The sequence below is a fragment of the Pseudomonas sp. NPDC087614 genome (assembly GCF_044743485.1).
Classification (GTDB): Bacteria; Pseudomonadota; Gammaproteobacteria; order Pseudomonadales; family Pseudomonadaceae; genus Aquipseudomonas; species Aquipseudomonas baetica_A.
In genome coordinates, this window is sequence record NZ_JBIUWN010000021.1 from 36,896 (window position 1) to 52,582 (window position 15,687).

General features: G+C 60.2%; 11 protein-coding genes. All 11 read right to left on the reverse strand.

The features are described 5' to 3' along the window. Positions 1-69: 69 nt before the first annotated feature. Positions 70-366: a DUF2845 domain-containing protein gene (locus tag ACIOWA_RS10965; RefSeq protein WP_339432821.1), complete on the reverse strand. Its 297-nt coding sequence runs from the start codon at positions 364-366 to the stop codon at positions 70-72. Next, positions 366-3,317 carry a DUF748 domain-containing protein gene (locus tag ACIOWA_RS10970; RefSeq protein WP_401159752.1) on the reverse strand — a complete coding sequence of 984 codons (2,952 nt, stop codon included), beginning with the start codon at positions 3,315-3,317 and terminating at the stop codon, positions 366-368. The genes ACIOWA_RS10965 and ACIOWA_RS10970 overlap by 1 nt, the downstream gene beginning before the upstream one ends. A gap of 94 nt (positions 3,318-3,411) precedes the next feature. Beyond that, positions 3,412-4,428: a class I SAM-dependent rRNA methyltransferase gene (locus tag ACIOWA_RS10975; protein ID WP_401159754.1), complete on the reverse strand. Its 1,017-nt coding sequence runs from the start codon at positions 4,426-4,428 to the stop codon at positions 3,412-3,414. 96 nt (positions 4,429-4,524) lie between these two features. Beyond that, complete coding sequence (locus tag ACIOWA_RS10980; protein ID WP_339432792.1) at positions 4,525-5,394, reverse strand: oxygenase MpaB family protein; 870 nt, start codon at positions 5,392-5,394, stop codon at positions 4,525-4,527. Positions 5,395-5,445: 51 nt separating this feature from the next. Continuing rightward, positions 5,446-7,383: an acetate--CoA ligase gene (acs, locus tag ACIOWA_RS10985; protein WP_401159756.1), complete on the reverse strand. Its 1,938-nt coding sequence runs from the start codon at positions 7,381-7,383 to the stop codon at positions 5,446-5,448. Between the two features lie 153 nt (positions 7,384-7,536). Beyond that, positions 7,537-9,201 (reverse strand): glucose-6-phosphate isomerase, encoded by a 1,665-nt coding sequence (gene pgi, locus ACIOWA_RS10990; protein ID WP_339432794.1) that lies wholly within the window; start codon positions 9,199-9,201, stop codon positions 7,537-7,539. A gap of 365 nt (positions 9,202-9,566) precedes the next feature. Beyond that, positions 9,567-10,427 (reverse strand): pantoate--beta-alanine ligase, encoded by an 861-nt coding sequence (panC, locus tag ACIOWA_RS10995; protein ID WP_401159758.1) that lies wholly within the window; start codon positions 10,425-10,427, stop codon positions 9,567-9,569. Continuing rightward, positions 10,424-11,224, reverse strand: a complete 801-nt coding sequence (panB, locus tag ACIOWA_RS11000) for a 3-methyl-2-oxobutanoate hydroxymethyltransferase (RefSeq protein ID WP_339432796.1) — start codon at positions 11,222-11,224, stop codon at positions 10,424-10,426. Before panB ends, panC begins: the two co-directional genes overlap by 4 nt. 396 nt (positions 11,225-11,620) lie before the next feature. Next, positions 11,621-12,106 carry a 2-amino-4-hydroxy-6-hydroxymethyldihydropteridine diphosphokinase gene (gene folK / locus ACIOWA_RS11005; protein ID WP_339432797.1) on the reverse strand — a complete coding sequence of 162 codons (486 nt, stop codon included), beginning with the start codon at positions 12,104-12,106 and terminating at the stop codon, positions 11,621-11,623. 2 nt (positions 12,107-12,108) lie between these two features. Further along, complete coding sequence (locus ACIOWA_RS11010) at positions 12,109-13,509, reverse strand: polynucleotide adenylyltransferase PcnB (RefSeq protein WP_339432798.1); 1,401 nt, start codon at positions 13,507-13,509, stop codon at positions 12,109-12,111. Between the two features lie 733 nt (positions 13,510-14,242). After that, complete coding sequence (locus tag ACIOWA_RS11015) at positions 14,243-15,679, reverse strand: sigma-54 dependent transcriptional regulator (RefSeq protein ID WP_339432799.1); 1,437 nt, start codon at positions 15,677-15,679, stop codon at positions 14,243-14,245. Positions 15,680-15,687 lie beyond the last annotated feature (8 nt).

Genomic DNA, 15,687 nt, shown 5'->3' on the forward strand with positions numbered 1-15,687 from the left:
GCCCCGACACTTGTGTCGGGGCCTGTTCTATTTCGCGGTGCCACAAAAAACAACTGCGGGGGGCTGGGGTTAATGCCCGCGTTCGCTGTTGATCTGGCGCAGGCGGTTGCCCTCAAAGTGCAGGTATTGGTACATGCCGTTGTTCGGGCCGTAAGTCCATTCCTCGACCTGAAACTCTTCGCGGCGATTGGCGCTGCGCTTGTAGCCCAACAGGTCACGACTGACCGGCTCACCGCACTTGTGAAGCACTTCGCTTGCGCGGTCACCGATGCTGACCAGTTGGCTGCCGCAGCGCAGCGTATCGGACGCCCAAGTGTTTCCGGCAATGAGTGTCAGGGCCATCGCGGCCAGCCATTGTCGCTTCATCATTCGGCATCCAGGTGCATTTGCGTGACCACTCGACCGTCGCTTTGTGCCTCGCCAAGGTTGGCGTCGATGAAGTACACGCGGTCGTCCGCCAACTGGCCCTTGTCCACCAGATAATCCTTGATGCTGCTGGCGCGATCCTGGCCCAACTGGCGCAGCAACACATCGCTGCCGCTCCAGAACTTGATCACGCCTTCGCGCATTTTCGCGGTGCGCTCTTCCTTGCCCAGATCCTTCCATTGAGCCGGTGGCTGGGTTTTCAGGCGGGTGCGGTAGATGCCTTCAAGCAGCGGGCCTTTCTCGCCATCGGGGACGTTGATCAAGGACGCTTGGGCCGGGACTTTGTCGCCACGACGCTGGAGCATCTTGTAGTAGTTGTACTGGTATTCACGCTCCAGACGCTGTTCGGCAAGCAATGGGCCGTCGCTGCTTTTCGCGGCGGTGCCTTCGATTTCCAGGCGCAGGGCCGGACGCTCCTTCAGCGCTTGTGACAGCTTGATCAGCGCCGCTTCAGCGTCCTTGTTCAGTTCGCTGGAGCCGGGGGCAAAGGACACGGTGCCGAGGTCTTGCGAACCACCGCCGCTGACCAGCCCGCCGATCAGTTTGAACGGCGCAGCGGCGGCTTTGACGATCAGGTTGCGCAGGGTCTGCCAGACAATCGGCATCACGCTGAACTGCGGGTTGTTCAAGTCGCCCGTTACCGGCAATTCAATGGAGATCTTGCCGTCGACGTCCTTGAGCAAGGCAATCGCCAGTTTCAGCGGCAGGCTCACGGCGTCGGGACTGTCGACTTTCTCGCCTAGTTGCAACTGTTCGACCACCACTTTGTTCTCGGCTTTCAACTGGCCTTTGGTGATCAGGTAATGCAGGTCGAGATTGAGGCGGCCCTTACGGATGCGGTAACCGGCGAACTTGCCGGAGTAGGGCGTCAGCGTGGTCAGTTCAACCCGTTGGAAACGGGTGGCGATGTCGAGGCTGGCCATCGGGTCGAATGGGTTGACCGCGCCCTTGATGGTCACTGGCGCATAGCGGTCGACCTTGCCCTTGATGTCGACGCTGGCTGGTTTCGCCTCGCGACTGTCGATGGTGCCGATCTGGCCGTTGAGTTGCTGGACGGCGGTGGCGAAGTTCGGGGTCAGGCTGAAGTCGGCGAAGTTGGCGGAGCCTTCATTGATGGCGATGGCGCCGATGTGAATGCCCAGCGGTTTGTCTTTGCTGGCCGGTTTGGCTGCTGCGGTTTTGGCGCCACTGTCGGCAGGCTGCGGGATCAGCAAGTCATCGATGTTGGTGGTGCGGTCATCGTTGATCATGAACCGCACATACGGTTGGAACAGATTGACCTTGTCGATCGACAGGCTGTCGCCGTGCTGATAGTTCAGGCCCTCGACGACCACTTGCTGCCACTTGAGGAAATCGCGGGTTTTCAGGGTGTCCAGGGTGTGCAGTTGATCGATCTGGGCGCGCCCCGTGACGCTGAGCGCCAAAGGCTCGGTGCTCTTGAGGTTGACCTTCAAGTCACTGCCGAGCATGCCGCTACGCAGTTCCAGGCGAATGAACGGGTTGATGTAGGACTGCGCGACACGCAGGTCGATGTCCCGGGTTTTCACGTTGAGCTGGGCAGTGACCGGGGCGAGGTTGACCACGCCGTCGGCCATGATCTTGCCTTGCTTGCCCAGTCCGGTGTCGAGTTTGACCTTGAAGGGCGAGCCGTTGAGGCTGTCGAAATCCTGCAGGTCCGCGTTCAGCGGGCCGACGTCCAGCGCCACCGGTGGATTGGCCGAGCGGTCGGCCAGATGCACTTGGTAGTTGCGCAATTGCACGTCTTTGAGCAGCACTTGCCACGGCTTGCTCGGTGCGCTGGGTTCGGGTTTCGGCGAGTCGGCGGCGGCCGGGGTAGCCTTGGGTTCGGCGGCGGCTTGGGCGGCAGGTTTCGACGGTTGACTGGCAAACAGTTTCTGCCAGTCCAGTTGGCCGTCGGCTTCAAGGGCGGCCCAGGTTTCGAGTTTCTGGCTGCGGATCTTGCCGACCACCACCTGCTGTTTGGCCAGATCGACCGTGGTTTCGCTGACATCGAGGCGTTCGAGCTTCGCCAGCGGGCGTCCGTCCGGCGCTTTGATCGCGAATGGCGCAATGCTCACCGCGACATTGTTGAGCAGCAATTCGGTTTCTTTCGACAGATTGAGTTTGTAGTCGGTACTGAGGCTGACCACGCCGTTTTCCAATACCAACGGCACCGCGTCCCGCACATAGGGCCAGAAGGATTTCATCTGGCCATCGGTGACTTTCAATGTGCCTTGGGAGGTGAATGGAATCAGGCTGAGGTTGCCTTTCCAGTCGATTTGCCCACCGGCCGGGCCAGCGGCCACCAGCGTCATGTCGGCGTTGTCTTCGGGCAGGGTGCTGAGGTTTTTCAGTTCGAAGTCGAGTTTGTCGTAGAGAAATTCGATGGGCTCGCTGGGCCGCGCGTCTTCAAAGTGGACATAGCCGTCGGCCAGCTTGATTCGTTCTATGCGCAGTGGAAACGGCTTGGCATCTGGATCTGCCGGGGTCGGTTCGCTGGCGGGAATGTTGAATAACCCAAGCAGATTGAGCTTGCCGTCCTTGGCGAAGAGGATTTCGGTCTTGGGCTTGTCGAGTTCGATGTCGGACAGGTGCAGCGCTTTTGTCCACAGGCTGTCGAGTTGCAGGTTGGCATACAGGCGCTCGAAGCCGACCTGTTCCTTGCCCGGTTCGCCGATGCCCAACCCCCACAGGGTGACCTCAAGGCTGAACGGATTGAGTTCGATGCGCTGAATATGCGCAGGCACCGTCGCGTAGTTGGCCAGTTGCTGATTGGCCACGCGCAGGGCGATGCCCGGCAAAATCAGAAACCCCAGCAGGCTGTAGAGGGCCAGGGCGGTCAACAAGGCGCCAATCGCGCGAATCAATCCTTTGTGCATGTGCGGCTTCATCTGTCTGAATCGGAGTGCCTTGGAGTATGGCACGCGATTCTGGTTCCGAAGTGCTCACGCCTTGCAGCAAGTGTCTGAAAGTTGTGAGTGAGGCTCAGAATTGCAGGATCAGCGTTTTCAATGGCGGCTGTTGATCCTGCGACGGAAAGTCCCGGCCCGGGGTCATTGCGCTCCATTCACGCACCGGGCGCCCGGCCTTTTCGGCGCAGCGCAAAACCTGTTCGCGCCAGTCGTCCATGCTGACTTTTGCCAGGTTGTTGCAGCAGATCAGCACGCCGTTGTCGGCGGTGGACAGCAGGGCCGGTTTGAGCAGGCTTTGGTAGTCGCGCAGCAGGTCGACGGTGCCGAACGCGCTCTTGGCCCAGGCCGGTGGATCGAGCAGCACCAGATCGTATTGGCGCTGTTCGAGGCGCTGATAGCTGGGCAGTTTCTGCCCTCGGCGCTGACTGATCGGCAGGCCGGCGAGTTGACGGATCGCCGGGAAGTAATCGGACTGGATGAATTGCATCGTCGGCAATGTCGGGTTGAGCAGGCCGTTTTCGCGACCGACCGCCAGATTGCCTTCGGCGAAGTCCAGATTGCACACCTCACTCGCGCCACCGGCAGCGGCACTGAGGCCAACGCCACAGGTGTAGGCAAACAGGTTGAGGACGGATTTGCCTTTGGCGTGATCCTTGACCCAGCCGCGGGTGTTGCGCAGGTCGAGGAACAGCAGCGGATCCTGCCCGGCGTGACGTCCGCGAACGCGATAGTTCAGGCCCCATTCATGACCGACCAGATCGATCAGCGCAGCGTCGTCAGCGCGGTAGACAGGGTCTTGGCGGTCGATACGCGAGTTGCCACGGGAGCGGTCGTTGTAGACCAGCAGCGTCTCAAGGCCCAGGGTTTGATTGACCATGGCGTGCAGTTGCAGCAGATCGTCACGCTCCAGCGTCTGGTGGAAGCTTTGCACCAGCAATTGTGGGCCGTAGCGGTCGATGGTCAGGCCGCCGGCGCCTTCCTGGCTGCCGTGGAACAGCCGATAGCAATCGGTGCCCTGGCTGTGCAACTCAGCGAGCAGGTCCTGGCGTTGATCGAGGGCGGCGCGCAGCGCCTGATTCAAGGAAGACATGCGGGCGCCTTGCTGGAGGGAATTGGGGCGCGGGAGTTTAGCAGTTACTGGGGGGGAAGCTACGAGCTATGAGCTTGCAGCTTATCGCTCTGAGCGTCAGCTGAGCCCCATCCGTCGTTTGGCCCGCTGCACCGAACCATTGCGCATCGCCCAGCGCAGCATCGGCGCGCTGCGCTTGACGCTGGCGCGGATCAGTTGCCGTTGCAGCGGATTCTGCCGGACATTGAGCATGTCGCTGGCCCAGTCCGGCAGCAGGTCGATACCGGCCTTCATCATCAGATCGCCAAACGGGCGGGCCAGAGCGCTCGGCGCTGGCGCGTCGAGCAGCAGGCGCAGGACTTCACGGCTGCGTTCATCACACAACAACTGCGGGCGCATGCGTTGCAGGTAGTGCGCCACAGCTTCTCGCGATTTCGGCACATCCCGGGCGCCAAGGCGCTCAGCAATCACCGCGATTTCGGCGTAATAACGATCCTGATCCGCCAGCGACAATTGCGGATTGCGGTAACGCACATGCGCGGCAAGGAAGTTGCTGACTTCTGCCACATGCACCCACGTCAGCAGATCGGGATCGCTGGCCGCGTAAGGCCGGCCATCGGGCGCGGTGCCGACCACTTGCAGGTGAATGGTGCGCACTTTCTCGATCAGCCAGTCGGCGTCCCGGCGCGAACCGAAGGTCGTGCCGGAAACGAATTGACTGGTGCGGCGCAAGCGCCCGAGCATGTCTTCTCGAAAGTTCGAGTGATCCCACACCCCGGCCAGGGCCAGCGGATGCAGTGCTTGCAGCAACAACGCGCTGATGCCACCGATCAGCATGCTGCTGAAGTCGCCGTGCACCTGCCAACTGATTGAGTCGGGACCGAACAGGCCGGGATCGCCCTTGGGGTTTTCCAGATCGAGCTGACCGAGAGACAGACCGGTCAGGCTCATGAGTTGGTTTTCGATACGGCGGCGGATGAATTCCATGACCACTCATTGATAAAGGGCGGGCGCGCTCGGGTGACCGCGCCCGGGATGTTACTGGTTGAGGCGCTTGTCGATCAGGCCTTGCACCACGCTCGGGTCGGCCAGGGTCGAGGTGTCTCCGAGGCTGTCGAGTTCGTTGCCAGCGATCTTGCGCAGGATGCGCCGCATGATCTTGCCTGAGCGGGTTTTCGGCAAGGCCGGCGCCCACTGGATCAGGTCCGGTTTGGCGAAACTGCCGATTTCCTTGCTGACGTGGGCCAGCAGTTCTTTCTTCAGGTCATCGGTCGGCTCGGTGCCGTTAATGGGCGTGACGAAGGCGTAGATGCCCTGACCTTTGACGTCGTGGGGATAACCGACCACCGCGGCTTCGGCGATGCTGTCGTGCAACACCAGCGCACTTTCCACTTCGGCGGTGCCGATGCGGTGGCCGGAAACGTTGATCACATCGTCGATACGCCCGGTGATCCAGTAATCGCCGTCCTCGTCGCGACGGGCGCCGTCGCCGGTGAAGTAGTAGCCGGGGTAGGGTTTGAAATAAGTGTCGACCATCCGTTGCGGGTCGCCGTAGACACTGCGGATCTGCGCCGGCCAGCTCGATTTGATGGCAAGCACGCCGCTGCCGGCGCCTTTGATTTCCTTGCCGTGCTCATCGAGCAGCACCGGTTGTACGCCGAACATGGGTTGCGAGGCGCAGCCGGGTTTGATCCGTTGTGCGCTGACCAACGGGCTGAGCATGATGCCGCCGGTTTCGGTCTGCCACCAGGTGTCGACGATGGGGCAGCGCTGTTCGCCAACCACGTTGAAATACCATTCCCACGCTTGCGGGTTGATTGGCTCACCGACGCTGCCGAGTAATCTGAGGCTCTGGCGAGAAGTGTCCTTCAACGGTTCGGCACCTTCGCGCATCAACGCACGCAGGGCGGTGGGGGCGGTGTAGAAGATGTTGACCTTGTGCTTATCGATCACCTGCCAGAAGCGCGAACTGTTCGGATAGCTCGGCACGCCCTCGAACATCAACGTCGTCGCGCCATTGGCCAGCGGACCGTAGACGATGTAGCTGTGACCGGTCACCCAGCCGACATCGGCGGTGCACCAGAACACTTCGCCGTCGCGGTAATCGAGCACGTACTTGAAGGTCATCGCCGCTTGCAGCAGGTAGCCGCCGGTGGTGTGCAGCACGCCTTTGGGTTTGCCGGTGCTGCCGGAGGTGTAGAGGATGAACAGCGGATCCTCGGCGTCCATCGCCTGCGGCGGACAATCGTCGCTGACCTCGCGCACGGTCTGGTGATACCAGAGATCGCGGCCTTCGACCCAATCGACTTTGCCCTGAGTGCGCTCGACCACGACGACGGTGCTGACGTCGGGGCAACTTTGCAGGGCTTTGTCGACGTTGTTTTTCAGTGGCACGAATTTACCGCCACGCACGCCTTCATCGGCGGTGATCACCGTGCGGCAGTCAGCATCGAGGATGCGGTCACGCAGGGAGTCCGGGGAGAAGCCGCCAAACACTACCGAATGAATGGCGCCGATCCGCGCGCAGGCGAGCATGGCGTACGCGGCTTCGGGGATCATCGGCATGTAAATGCACACGCGGTCGCCTTTCTTGACGCCACGGCTTTTCAACACGTTGGCCAGTCGGCAGACATGGTGATGGAGCTTTTTGTAGGTGATTTGCACTGATTCGGCGGGGTCATCGCCTTCCCAGAGCAGGGCGGTCTGATCGCCGCGTTGTTCGAGATGGCGGTCGATGCAGTTGTAACTGACGTTCAGTTGGCCGCCGGTAAACCAGGAGGCTTCGCCTGTTTTCAGGTCATAACGCTGAACGGTCTGCCACGGCGTGCTCCAGTCGAGGAACCGCGTGGCCTGTTCGGCCCAGAAGGCGCTGGGGTGTTCAATGGATTCGCGATACAGGCGTCGGTAGTCGTCTTGACTCAACTGCGCAGCCCGGCGGACGGCATCGGCTTTGGGGAACGTGCTGATATCGAACATGACGGTTCCTTATTCTTGTGGTGCGACAAGGATAAAGATGCGCCGAGCGGTCAACAGGTTCAAGCCAGATTCGGAATCTGATTTTGAATGCACCGGAAACAACTGTGGGAGGGGGCTTGCTCCCTCCCACAGGGTTACAGCGGTGCGTTCAAATCAACCGCGGTGACGACCGCGGAAGTAGTTGATCAGGCCTTGGGTCGATGGATCGTCAGCGGTGGTTTCATCGCTGCCGACCAGACGGTTGTAAACGCCTTTGCCCAGTTCCTTGCCCAACTCCACACCCCACTGGTCGAAGGCGTTGATGCCCCAGACCACGCTTTGCACGAACACTTTGTGTTCATACATTGCCACCAGCGCGCCGAGGCGACGAGGGCTGATGCGTTCCACCACAAGCGTGTTGCTTGGACGGTTACCCGGGATCACCTTGTGCGGTGCGAGTTTGTGCACCTCTTGCTCGCTCATGCCTTTGTCGCGCAGTTCAGCTTCGGCTTCCGGCAAGGTTTTGCCGAGCATCAGCGCCTGACTCTGCGACAGGCAGTTGGCGTACAGCCACTGATGGTGGTCGGCGACCGGGTTGAAGCTGACGATCGGCACGATGAAATCGGCCGGGATCAGTTGGGTGCCTTGGTGCAGCAACTGGTGGTAAGCGTGCTGACCGTTGCAGCCGACGCCGCCCCAGATCACCGGGCCCGTGTCAGTCGACACCGGGGTGCCGTCCTGACGAACGCTCTTGCCGTTGGATTCCATGTCCAACTGCTGCAAGTGCTTGGTGATGTTACGCAGGTAGTGATCGTACGGCAGGATCGCGTGGCTTTGCGCGCCCCAGAAGTTGCCGTACCACACGCCGAGCAACGCCAGCAGTACCGGCATGTTCTGTTCGAACGGTGCGGTCTGGAAGTGCTGGTCCATGGTGTAGGCCCCGGACAGCAGCTCCTTGAAGTTGGACATGCCGATGGCCAGGGCAATCGGCAAACCGATGGCCGACCACAGCGAGTAACGGCCGCCGACCCAGTCCCACATCGGGAAGATGTTTTCTTCACGGATACCGAACGCCACGGCTGCCGCATTGTTGCTCGATACGGCAATGAAGTGACGATACAGCTCGGCTTCCGACCCCCCCTGAGCCAGATACCAGGCGCGTGCAGCCTGAGCGTTCTTGAGGGTTTCGAGGGTGTTGAACGATTTCGACGAAACGATGAACAGCGTGGTTTCGGCGCGCAGCTTTTGCGTCAGTTCGTGGAACTCACTGCCGTCGATGTTCGCCAGATAGTGGCAACGCACGCCTTTCTGCGCGTATGACAGCAAGGCTTCGGAGACCAGCTCGGGGCCGAGGAACGAGCCGCCGATGCCGATGTTCACCACGTCGGTGATCGGCTTCTCGGTGTAACCGCGCCACAGACCGTCGTGGATGCGGCCGACCAGATCGGTGATCTGGTTGAGTACCTTGTGAACTTCGGGCATCACGTTGACGCCATTGACCGACAACTTGTCGCCCACCGGGCGGCGCAGGGCTGTGTGCAGCGCCGGGCGGCCTTCGGACGAGTTGACCATTTCGCCGTCGAACAGCGCTTTGATCGCGCCCTTCAGATCGACTTCATTGGCCAGACCCACCAACAGATCGCGGGTCTGGGCGTTGATCAAATTCTTTGAATAGTCGAGAAACAGTCCGCAGCTGCTGAGGGTGAACTGATTGAAGCGCTGCGGATCGGCGTTGAAGGCTTCGCGCATGCTGAAATCCTGCATGGCTTGGCGGTGATCTTTCAACGCTTGCCAGGCAGGCAGAGCGGTAACGTCGTGAGGAGTGCGGTAGTACGCCATCGCTGCGGTTTTCCTTTTTACTTGAACGGCCTTTTGAACACTGAACAGGCCAGCACGCCTTGGTTGGGCGCAGGCCAACTGCGTCGACACGGTTTTTGGACACAGGGCGAATACAGTAAACCTCGCGCTGCGTTCTGTCTTGACTTTGTCTGACCCATTCCCTGTACTTTTTTAACATTGATGCCGGCAATGGGCCGACAAACGGAAGAGCACAGGCGACTTAATGGCGCACATGAGTGTTTTTTCGGGTTGGAAGCGAACGGCGGGCAGTGTGCCCCAAGGCTTTGAGGCCGGCAATGCAGGCCGCGAGGGGGCCTGAAACAACTGTGGGAGCACGCTTGCTCCCACAGGGGTATCGCGGTGTTTCAGGTCGGCGTATCGAGGTTCAGGTGCAGGTTGTCGATCAACCGTGTGGTGCCAAGGAACGCCGCCACCAGAATGACCAGATCGCGGTCTTCAGCCGTCGCCGGACGCAGTGTCAGCGCATGGCGAATGTCCAGGTAATCAGGACGCAGGCCAGCGGCTTCCAATTGTTGCAATTGGGCAGTGATCAGCGCCGGGAAGTCGCGATTACCTTGTTTGATCGACTCGGTAATCGTGCTCAGGGTGCGATAGACCACGGGGGCGATGGCACGTTGTTCTTCGCTGAGGAAACCGTTGCGCGAGGACAGCGCCAAGCCGTCAGTGGCACGCACAGTCGGCTCGCCGATGATCTGGATCGGCATGTTCAAGTCATGCACCAGGGCACGTATCACCGCCAGTTGCTGGTAGTCCTTCTGGCCAAAAATCGCCAGATCCGGCTGGACCATGTTGAACAACTTGCTGACCACCGTGGCCACGCCTTCGAAGTGCCCCGGACGGCTGGCGCCGCACAAGCCTTCAGAGAGTTGCGGCACGCTGACCCGGGTCTGCCCGGCCATGCCGTCGGGGTACATTTCTTCGACGGTCGGAGCGAAAAGCAGATCGCAACCGGCTTCCAGCAGTTGTTCCTGATCCGCAGCGAGGGTGCGCGGGTACTTGTCGAGGTCTTCGCCAGCGCCGAACTGCAGCGGGTTGACGAAAATGCTCGCGACCACGAAATCCACCCGTTGCGTGGCTTTGGTGATCAGTGCGATGTGGCCGCTGTGCAGGTTGCCCATGGTCGGCACGAAGCCGATGCGCTTGCCTTCACTGCGGGCGCGGGCTACGGCGGCGCGCAGTTCGCGTACGGTTTTTACGGTGTTCATGCAGAGAATCCGTGTTCGATACCAGGGAACGTGGTGGCTTTGACTTCGCTGACGTAAGCCTTCAAGGCCGACTGAATGCTGTCCTGACCGTCCATGAAGTTCTTGACGAATTTCGGCACGCGGCCGGTGATCGACAGGCCGAGCATGTCGTGCAGCACTAGGACCTGACCGTCGGTGGCGTTACCGGCGCCGATACCAATGACCGGAATCTTCACGGCCTGGCTGATTTCAGCGGCCAGTTCACTCGGCACGCATTCAAGCAGCAACATCGCCGCACCCGCCTGTTCCAGCGAGATCGCGTCGGCACGCATCTGCCGTGCCTGGTTCTCGTTGCGGCCCTGCACTTTATAGCCACCGAGAATGTTCACGGCTTGCGGGGTCAGGCCCATGTGCGCGCAGACCGGCACACCGCGTTCGGCCAGCAGGCGGATCGACTCCGCCAGCCACAGCGCCCCTTCAACCTTGACCATGTGCGCACCGGCCTGCATCAGCAGGGCGCTGTTGGTCATGGTTTGTTCGAGAGTCGCGTTGGCCATGAAGGGCAAGTCGGCCAGGATCAGGGCATCGGTGTTGCCGCGTTTGACGCAGGCGGTGTGGTAGGCCATTTCCGCAGTGGTCACTGGCAATGTGCTGTCGTGACCTTGCAGGACCATGCCGAGGGAGTCGCCCACCAGCAGCACTTCGACACCGGCCTCGTTGCAGGCGTGGGCGAAGGTCGCGTCATAGCAGGTCAGCATGGTGATCTTTTCACCTTTTTGCTTGAGGCTCTGGAGCGTGGTCAGGGTGATGGCTGGCATGTAAAAAATCCTCGTTCAGGCGCTATGGAAACTACTGCGAGTAACGCGCGTGATTCTTCATTTACTCAGGCGCACGGTCTTTTGTCGTGCTTATAAGGCCTGGATGGCGCCCGTATGTGCCGGGTTGGCGGCAGCGGGACGCCTATAGTCGTGATGAGCCAACAGGAAGTCAATTGCGTGTGTTACCGCGTTGTTACGAGGGGAGTGTTACCGGCGTTACTGATCCGATTCAGCGGCGCGGCGGGGCTGATTCGAGGCTTTCTTGTCCGACAACATCTAATGGGGAATCGTCAATGTGTGCGGGGTTGCTCGCCAAGGTGTCGTGTCCATCGGTATCTGAATCAACGGATACTGCGCTTTGGCGAGCAAGCCCGTGCCCACAAGGGGGAACTGATTTTAAGTTTTGGAGAGGCGTTCCAGGCCGACGAACGGGCACGCGGCCAGTAGGTCGGGGAGGCTGCGGCCATCGGCCAGGCGCAGATCCTCGGGAGCCAGTTCGGCCAGTGGATACAGGACGAACGCCCTTTCCTGAATCTGGTAATGAGGGACTTTCAGCCGTGGTTCGTCGATCAACCGATCACCGAACAGCAGAATATCCAGATCCAGCGTGCGCGGGCCCCAGCGTTCCAGGCGTTCGCGGCCCTGATCGTTTTCGATCGCTTGCAGCGCATCGAGCAGATCCAGCGGCGCAAGATCGCTGTCGAGCGCCGCCACGGCGTTGGTGTAGCGCGGTTGGCCCGGCAGCAATGAGTCGCTTTGATAGAAGGCGGAAACACCGGCGACCATGGTTTGCGGCAATTGCCCCAGCGCCTCGACGGCGCTGCGCAATTGTTCGGCCGGGTCAGCGAGGTTGCTGCCCATGCCGATATAGATCCGTTCCATGCCTATTCGCCCGTTGCGCTCGGTGCACCGGCACGTTTGCGCTTGGAACCGCCGCTGCGACGACGTTTGCGCGGCGCACCGCTGGCGTCGTCACCTTTGCCGCTGAGATCGCGGATCATGTCACGACGCTCGCTGTCGTTGGCGTCCTGATAGTCCGTCCACCATTCACCCAGGCCATCCGTTTGCTCGCCCGCGCTTTCACGCAGCAGCAGGAAGTCGTAACCGGCGCGGAAACGTGGATTGTCCAGCAACAGATCGGCACGTTTGCCGCTGCGCCGTGGCAGGCGCTCCTGCATGTCCCAGATCTCGCGGATCGGCATGGTGAAGCGTTTCGGAATCGCGATGCGCTGGCACTGCTCGGCAATCAACTCGTGTGCGGCTTCCTGCATCGCCGGGATCGGCGGCATGCCACGTTCCTGCAAACGCAGCACGCGGGCCGGCAGGGCTGGCCACAACAGGGCGGCAAACAGGAACGCCGGCGTGACCGGTTTGTTCTGCTTGATGCGCAAGTCGGTGTTGGTCAGCGCTTCGCTGATCAGCGTGTGGGTATATTCCGGGTTGTGCTCCAGCGCGTCGGCACTGCCCGGGAACAGCGGGGCAAACAGTTGCAGGTCGACCAGCATCTCGAAGGTGATCGCGCCGTGTCCGGAGAGGAACAGCTTGAGCACCTCTTCAAACAGGCGTGCCGACGGGATCTCGCGCAACATCGGCGCCAGTTCGCGGATTGGCTGAACCGTGTGTTTCTCGATGCCGAAATTGAGCTTGGCGGCGAAACGCACGGCCCGCAGCATGCGCACCGGGTCTTCCTGATAGCGCTGCTTTGGATCGCCGATCAGGCGGATCAGGTGATTGCGGATGTCGTGCACGCCGTTGGCGTAGTCGAGGATGCGCTCGCTGACCGGATCGTAATACAGGGCGTTGATGGTGAAGTCGCGGCGTTGCGCGTCTTCTTCCAGGGTGCCGTAGACGTTGTCGCGCAAAATTCGCCCGCTTTCGTTACGCGAAGACTGATTGCTGTCTTCGTCGTCCTCGTTTATCGGGTGATTGGCGCGGAAGGTCGCGACTTCGATGATTTCGCGACCGAAATGAATATGCACCAGTTTGAAGCGACGGCCGATGATCCGCGCATTGCGGAATTCGGCGCGCACTTGTTCGGGCGTGGCGCTGGTGGCGACGTCGAAATCCTTGGGCGTAATGCCCAACAGCATGTCACGCACGCAGCCACCGACCAGATAGGCCTGGTAACCGGCGCCCTGCAAGCGTTCGACGATATTGACCGCATAGCGGCTGAATTGCGTTTTCTGCAGCGAATGTTGGCCGCTGTTAAGCACTTCAGGGGTGCTGCGGATGTGTTGCGTACGACGCACGGGAGTTCGGAATGACTGGAACAGCTTCTTCAGCATGGGATGCACTGTTTGAAGGAATGTTCGGCCATACCAAAGAATGACCGCATGATGGGCGCAGATTCTAGCATTTAGTCGGGGGATGGTGTAGGACACGGCAGATTTGAGCTGTAAGCCGCAAGCTGCAAGGGTCGAGGAGGGCAAAACAGCAGGATTTCCCGGATGGGAGAAACTACAAGGGGAGCCGGAGCTCCCCAAGAAGTAGTTGCGTGCTCTTTTTATTATTGATTCGGGCTTCTTGTTTTTGTTGAGTGCCCTCGTCACGAAGCTTTTGCTTCGTGACCCTCCCAATCGGGAGCCAAGAGCAAACGGATTGCTTTGGTCGCTGAATTGCAGTGATCTCTCGATCCAACCAGTACAGGCTCTGTCTTAGGACAGTTTTTGTTGTTCTCGGCCTGGTCGTGGGGCAAGCCCCAAATACAACGCCTCTCCAAAAGAATCAGTTAGCTGCGCCTCTCGCCGTCTTGTTTTTATTGTGCGTGAGTCGATTCGTCTTATTTTTATTGTCTTGTGCATTGCTTGTTATTGTTCTTGTACCAAACATATAGCAGGTGCCGTGCCAACTTTTGCGAACCCCAATAAAACAAGGGGTTAGGTCGATCGGGCCCTTTTGTCAGGGCGAAAAAAAGCCGGGGTTTCGTTACCGATAACCCCGGCTTCTGTTACGTGGAAAGACTGAGGTAACAGTTTTTTCACATCTTCAAGCGTTACCCGCACACTCGACAGGTAACGTTCAGCTCTCGCTGGCGACCCCGGTCTTGCGTCGTGGAATGCCCAGGCGCTGACGCCGTTCCCACAGGCATTTACGGCTGACGCCCAGTTTGCGCGCCAGTTCGGTCTCGGTCATGTGGTCCTGATGCTCGAGGACGAAATGCTGGAAGTAGTCTTCCAGCGACAAGTCTTCGGTCGGTTCGTGGCTGCTGTTGCTGGCGTTACCTGAGGTTTGCGGCGGCAGACCAATGAATTCATCGTCGTCCAGATCGCTCAGCTCAATGTCGATACCCAGCAGTTCAGCGGAGATTTCCGGGCTCTCGCTGAGGATCACCGCGCGCTCGACCGCGTTTTCAAGTTCACGAACGTTACCCGGCCAGGAATAGTGACGGATGGCCTGTTCGGCATCCGCTGCAAATTTCAGGTCGGTACGGTTGATCCGCGCGCTCTGGCGAGCGAGGAAGGCATTGGCGATCTCGTTGACGTCGGCACCGCGCTCGCGCAGGGCTGGCAGTTTCAACGCGATCACATGCAGGCGGTAATAAAGGTCTTCCCGGAACTGGCCGACTTTCGCCAGGCTCTTGAGGTCTCGGTGAGTCGCCGCGATCAGACGAACATCGACCTTCTGCGATTGCACCGAGCCCACACGGCGAATTTCACCTTCCTGCAAAACGCGCAACAGGCGGGCCTGGGCTTCCAGCGGCAGCTCGCCGATTTCATCGAGGAACAGCGTACCGCCGTCCGCCGCTTCCACCAGGCCGGCACGACCGGCGCTGGCGCCGGTGAATGCGCCTTTTTCGTGGCCGAACAGTTCGGACTCGATCAGGCTTTCCGGAATGGCGGCGCAGTTCACCGAGATCATCGGTGCCTTGGCGCGTTTCGACAGGTTGTGCAGGGCGCGGGCCACCAACTCTTTACCGGTGCCGGACTCGCCCTGAATCAGCACATTGGAATCGGTCGGCGCGACTTTGCGGATCTTGCTGTACAGATCCTGCATCGGTGGGCAGGAGCCGATGATGCCGATTTCGCCGTTGCTGTTGTCGGTGGCTGTTTTGCCGCTGCCATTGGCAGATTTGCTGGCAACGGCTTCGCCCGCTGCCGGCGCCGATTGGCGATCACGCAGGATCCGCGCAACGGCCTGAAGCATTTCATCGTGGTCGAAAGGCTTGGCGATGTAATCCACCGCGCCCATCTTCATCGAGTCGACCGCCGAGCGCAGGCTGGCATAACTGGTCATGATCAGCACCGGCGTGCCCTGGCCGAGCTTGATCAGCTCGGTACCCGGAGCGCCCGGCAGACGCAGATCGCTCACGATCAGATCGAACGTAGGAATGGTGAAGCGTTCTTGTGCTTCCTGCACTGAACCGGCTTCGCTGACCTGGTACTGGTTGCGTTCCAGCAGGCGGCGCAAGGCGGAGCGGATAATGGTTTCGTCTTCGACGATCAAAATGTGCGGCATTGATTAGA

Excerpts from the sequence above, each read along its gene's own strand:
- ACIOWA_RS10975 (WP_401159754.1), bottom strand. The coding sequence starts at position 4,428 with ATGTCTTCCTTGAATCAGGCGCTGCGCGCCGCCCTCGATCAACGCCAG.
- panB (WP_339432796.1), bottom strand. The coding sequence starts at position 11,224 with ATGCCAGCCATCACCCTGACCACGCTCCAGAGCCTCAAGCAAAAAGGT.
- ACIOWA_RS10970 (WP_401159752.1), bottom strand. The coding sequence starts at position 3,317 with ATGAAGCCGCACATGCACAAAGGATTGATTCGCGCGATTGGCGCCTTG.
- pgi (WP_339432794.1), bottom strand. The coding sequence starts at position 9,201 with ATGGCGTACTACCGCACTCCTCACGACGTTACCGCTCTGCCTGCCTGG.
- panC (WP_401159758.1), bottom strand. The coding sequence starts at position 10,427 with ATGAACACCGTAAAAACCGTACGCGAACTGCGCGCCGCCGTAGCCCGC.
- ACIOWA_RS11010 (WP_339432798.1), bottom strand. The coding sequence starts at position 13,509 with ATGCTGAAGAAGCTGTTCCAGTCATTCCGAACTCCCGTGCGTCGTACG.
- folK (WP_339432797.1), bottom strand. The coding sequence starts at position 12,106 with ATGGAACGGATCTATATCGGCATGGGCAGCAACCTCGCTGACCCGGCC.
- ACIOWA_RS11015 (WP_339432799.1), bottom strand. The coding sequence starts at position 15,679 with ATGCCGCACATTTTGATCGTCGAAGACGAAACCATTATCCGCTCCGCC.
- ACIOWA_RS10980 (WP_339432792.1), bottom strand. The coding sequence starts at position 5,394 with ATGGAATTCATCCGCCGCCGTATCGAAAACCAACTCATGAGCCTGACC.
- ACIOWA_RS10965 (WP_339432821.1), bottom strand. The coding sequence starts at position 366 with ATGAAGCGACAATGGCTGGCCGCGATGGCCCTGACACTCATTGCCGGA.
- acs (WP_401159756.1), bottom strand. The coding sequence starts at position 7,383 with ATGTTCGATATCAGCACGTTCCCCAAAGCCGATGCCGTCCGCCGGGCT.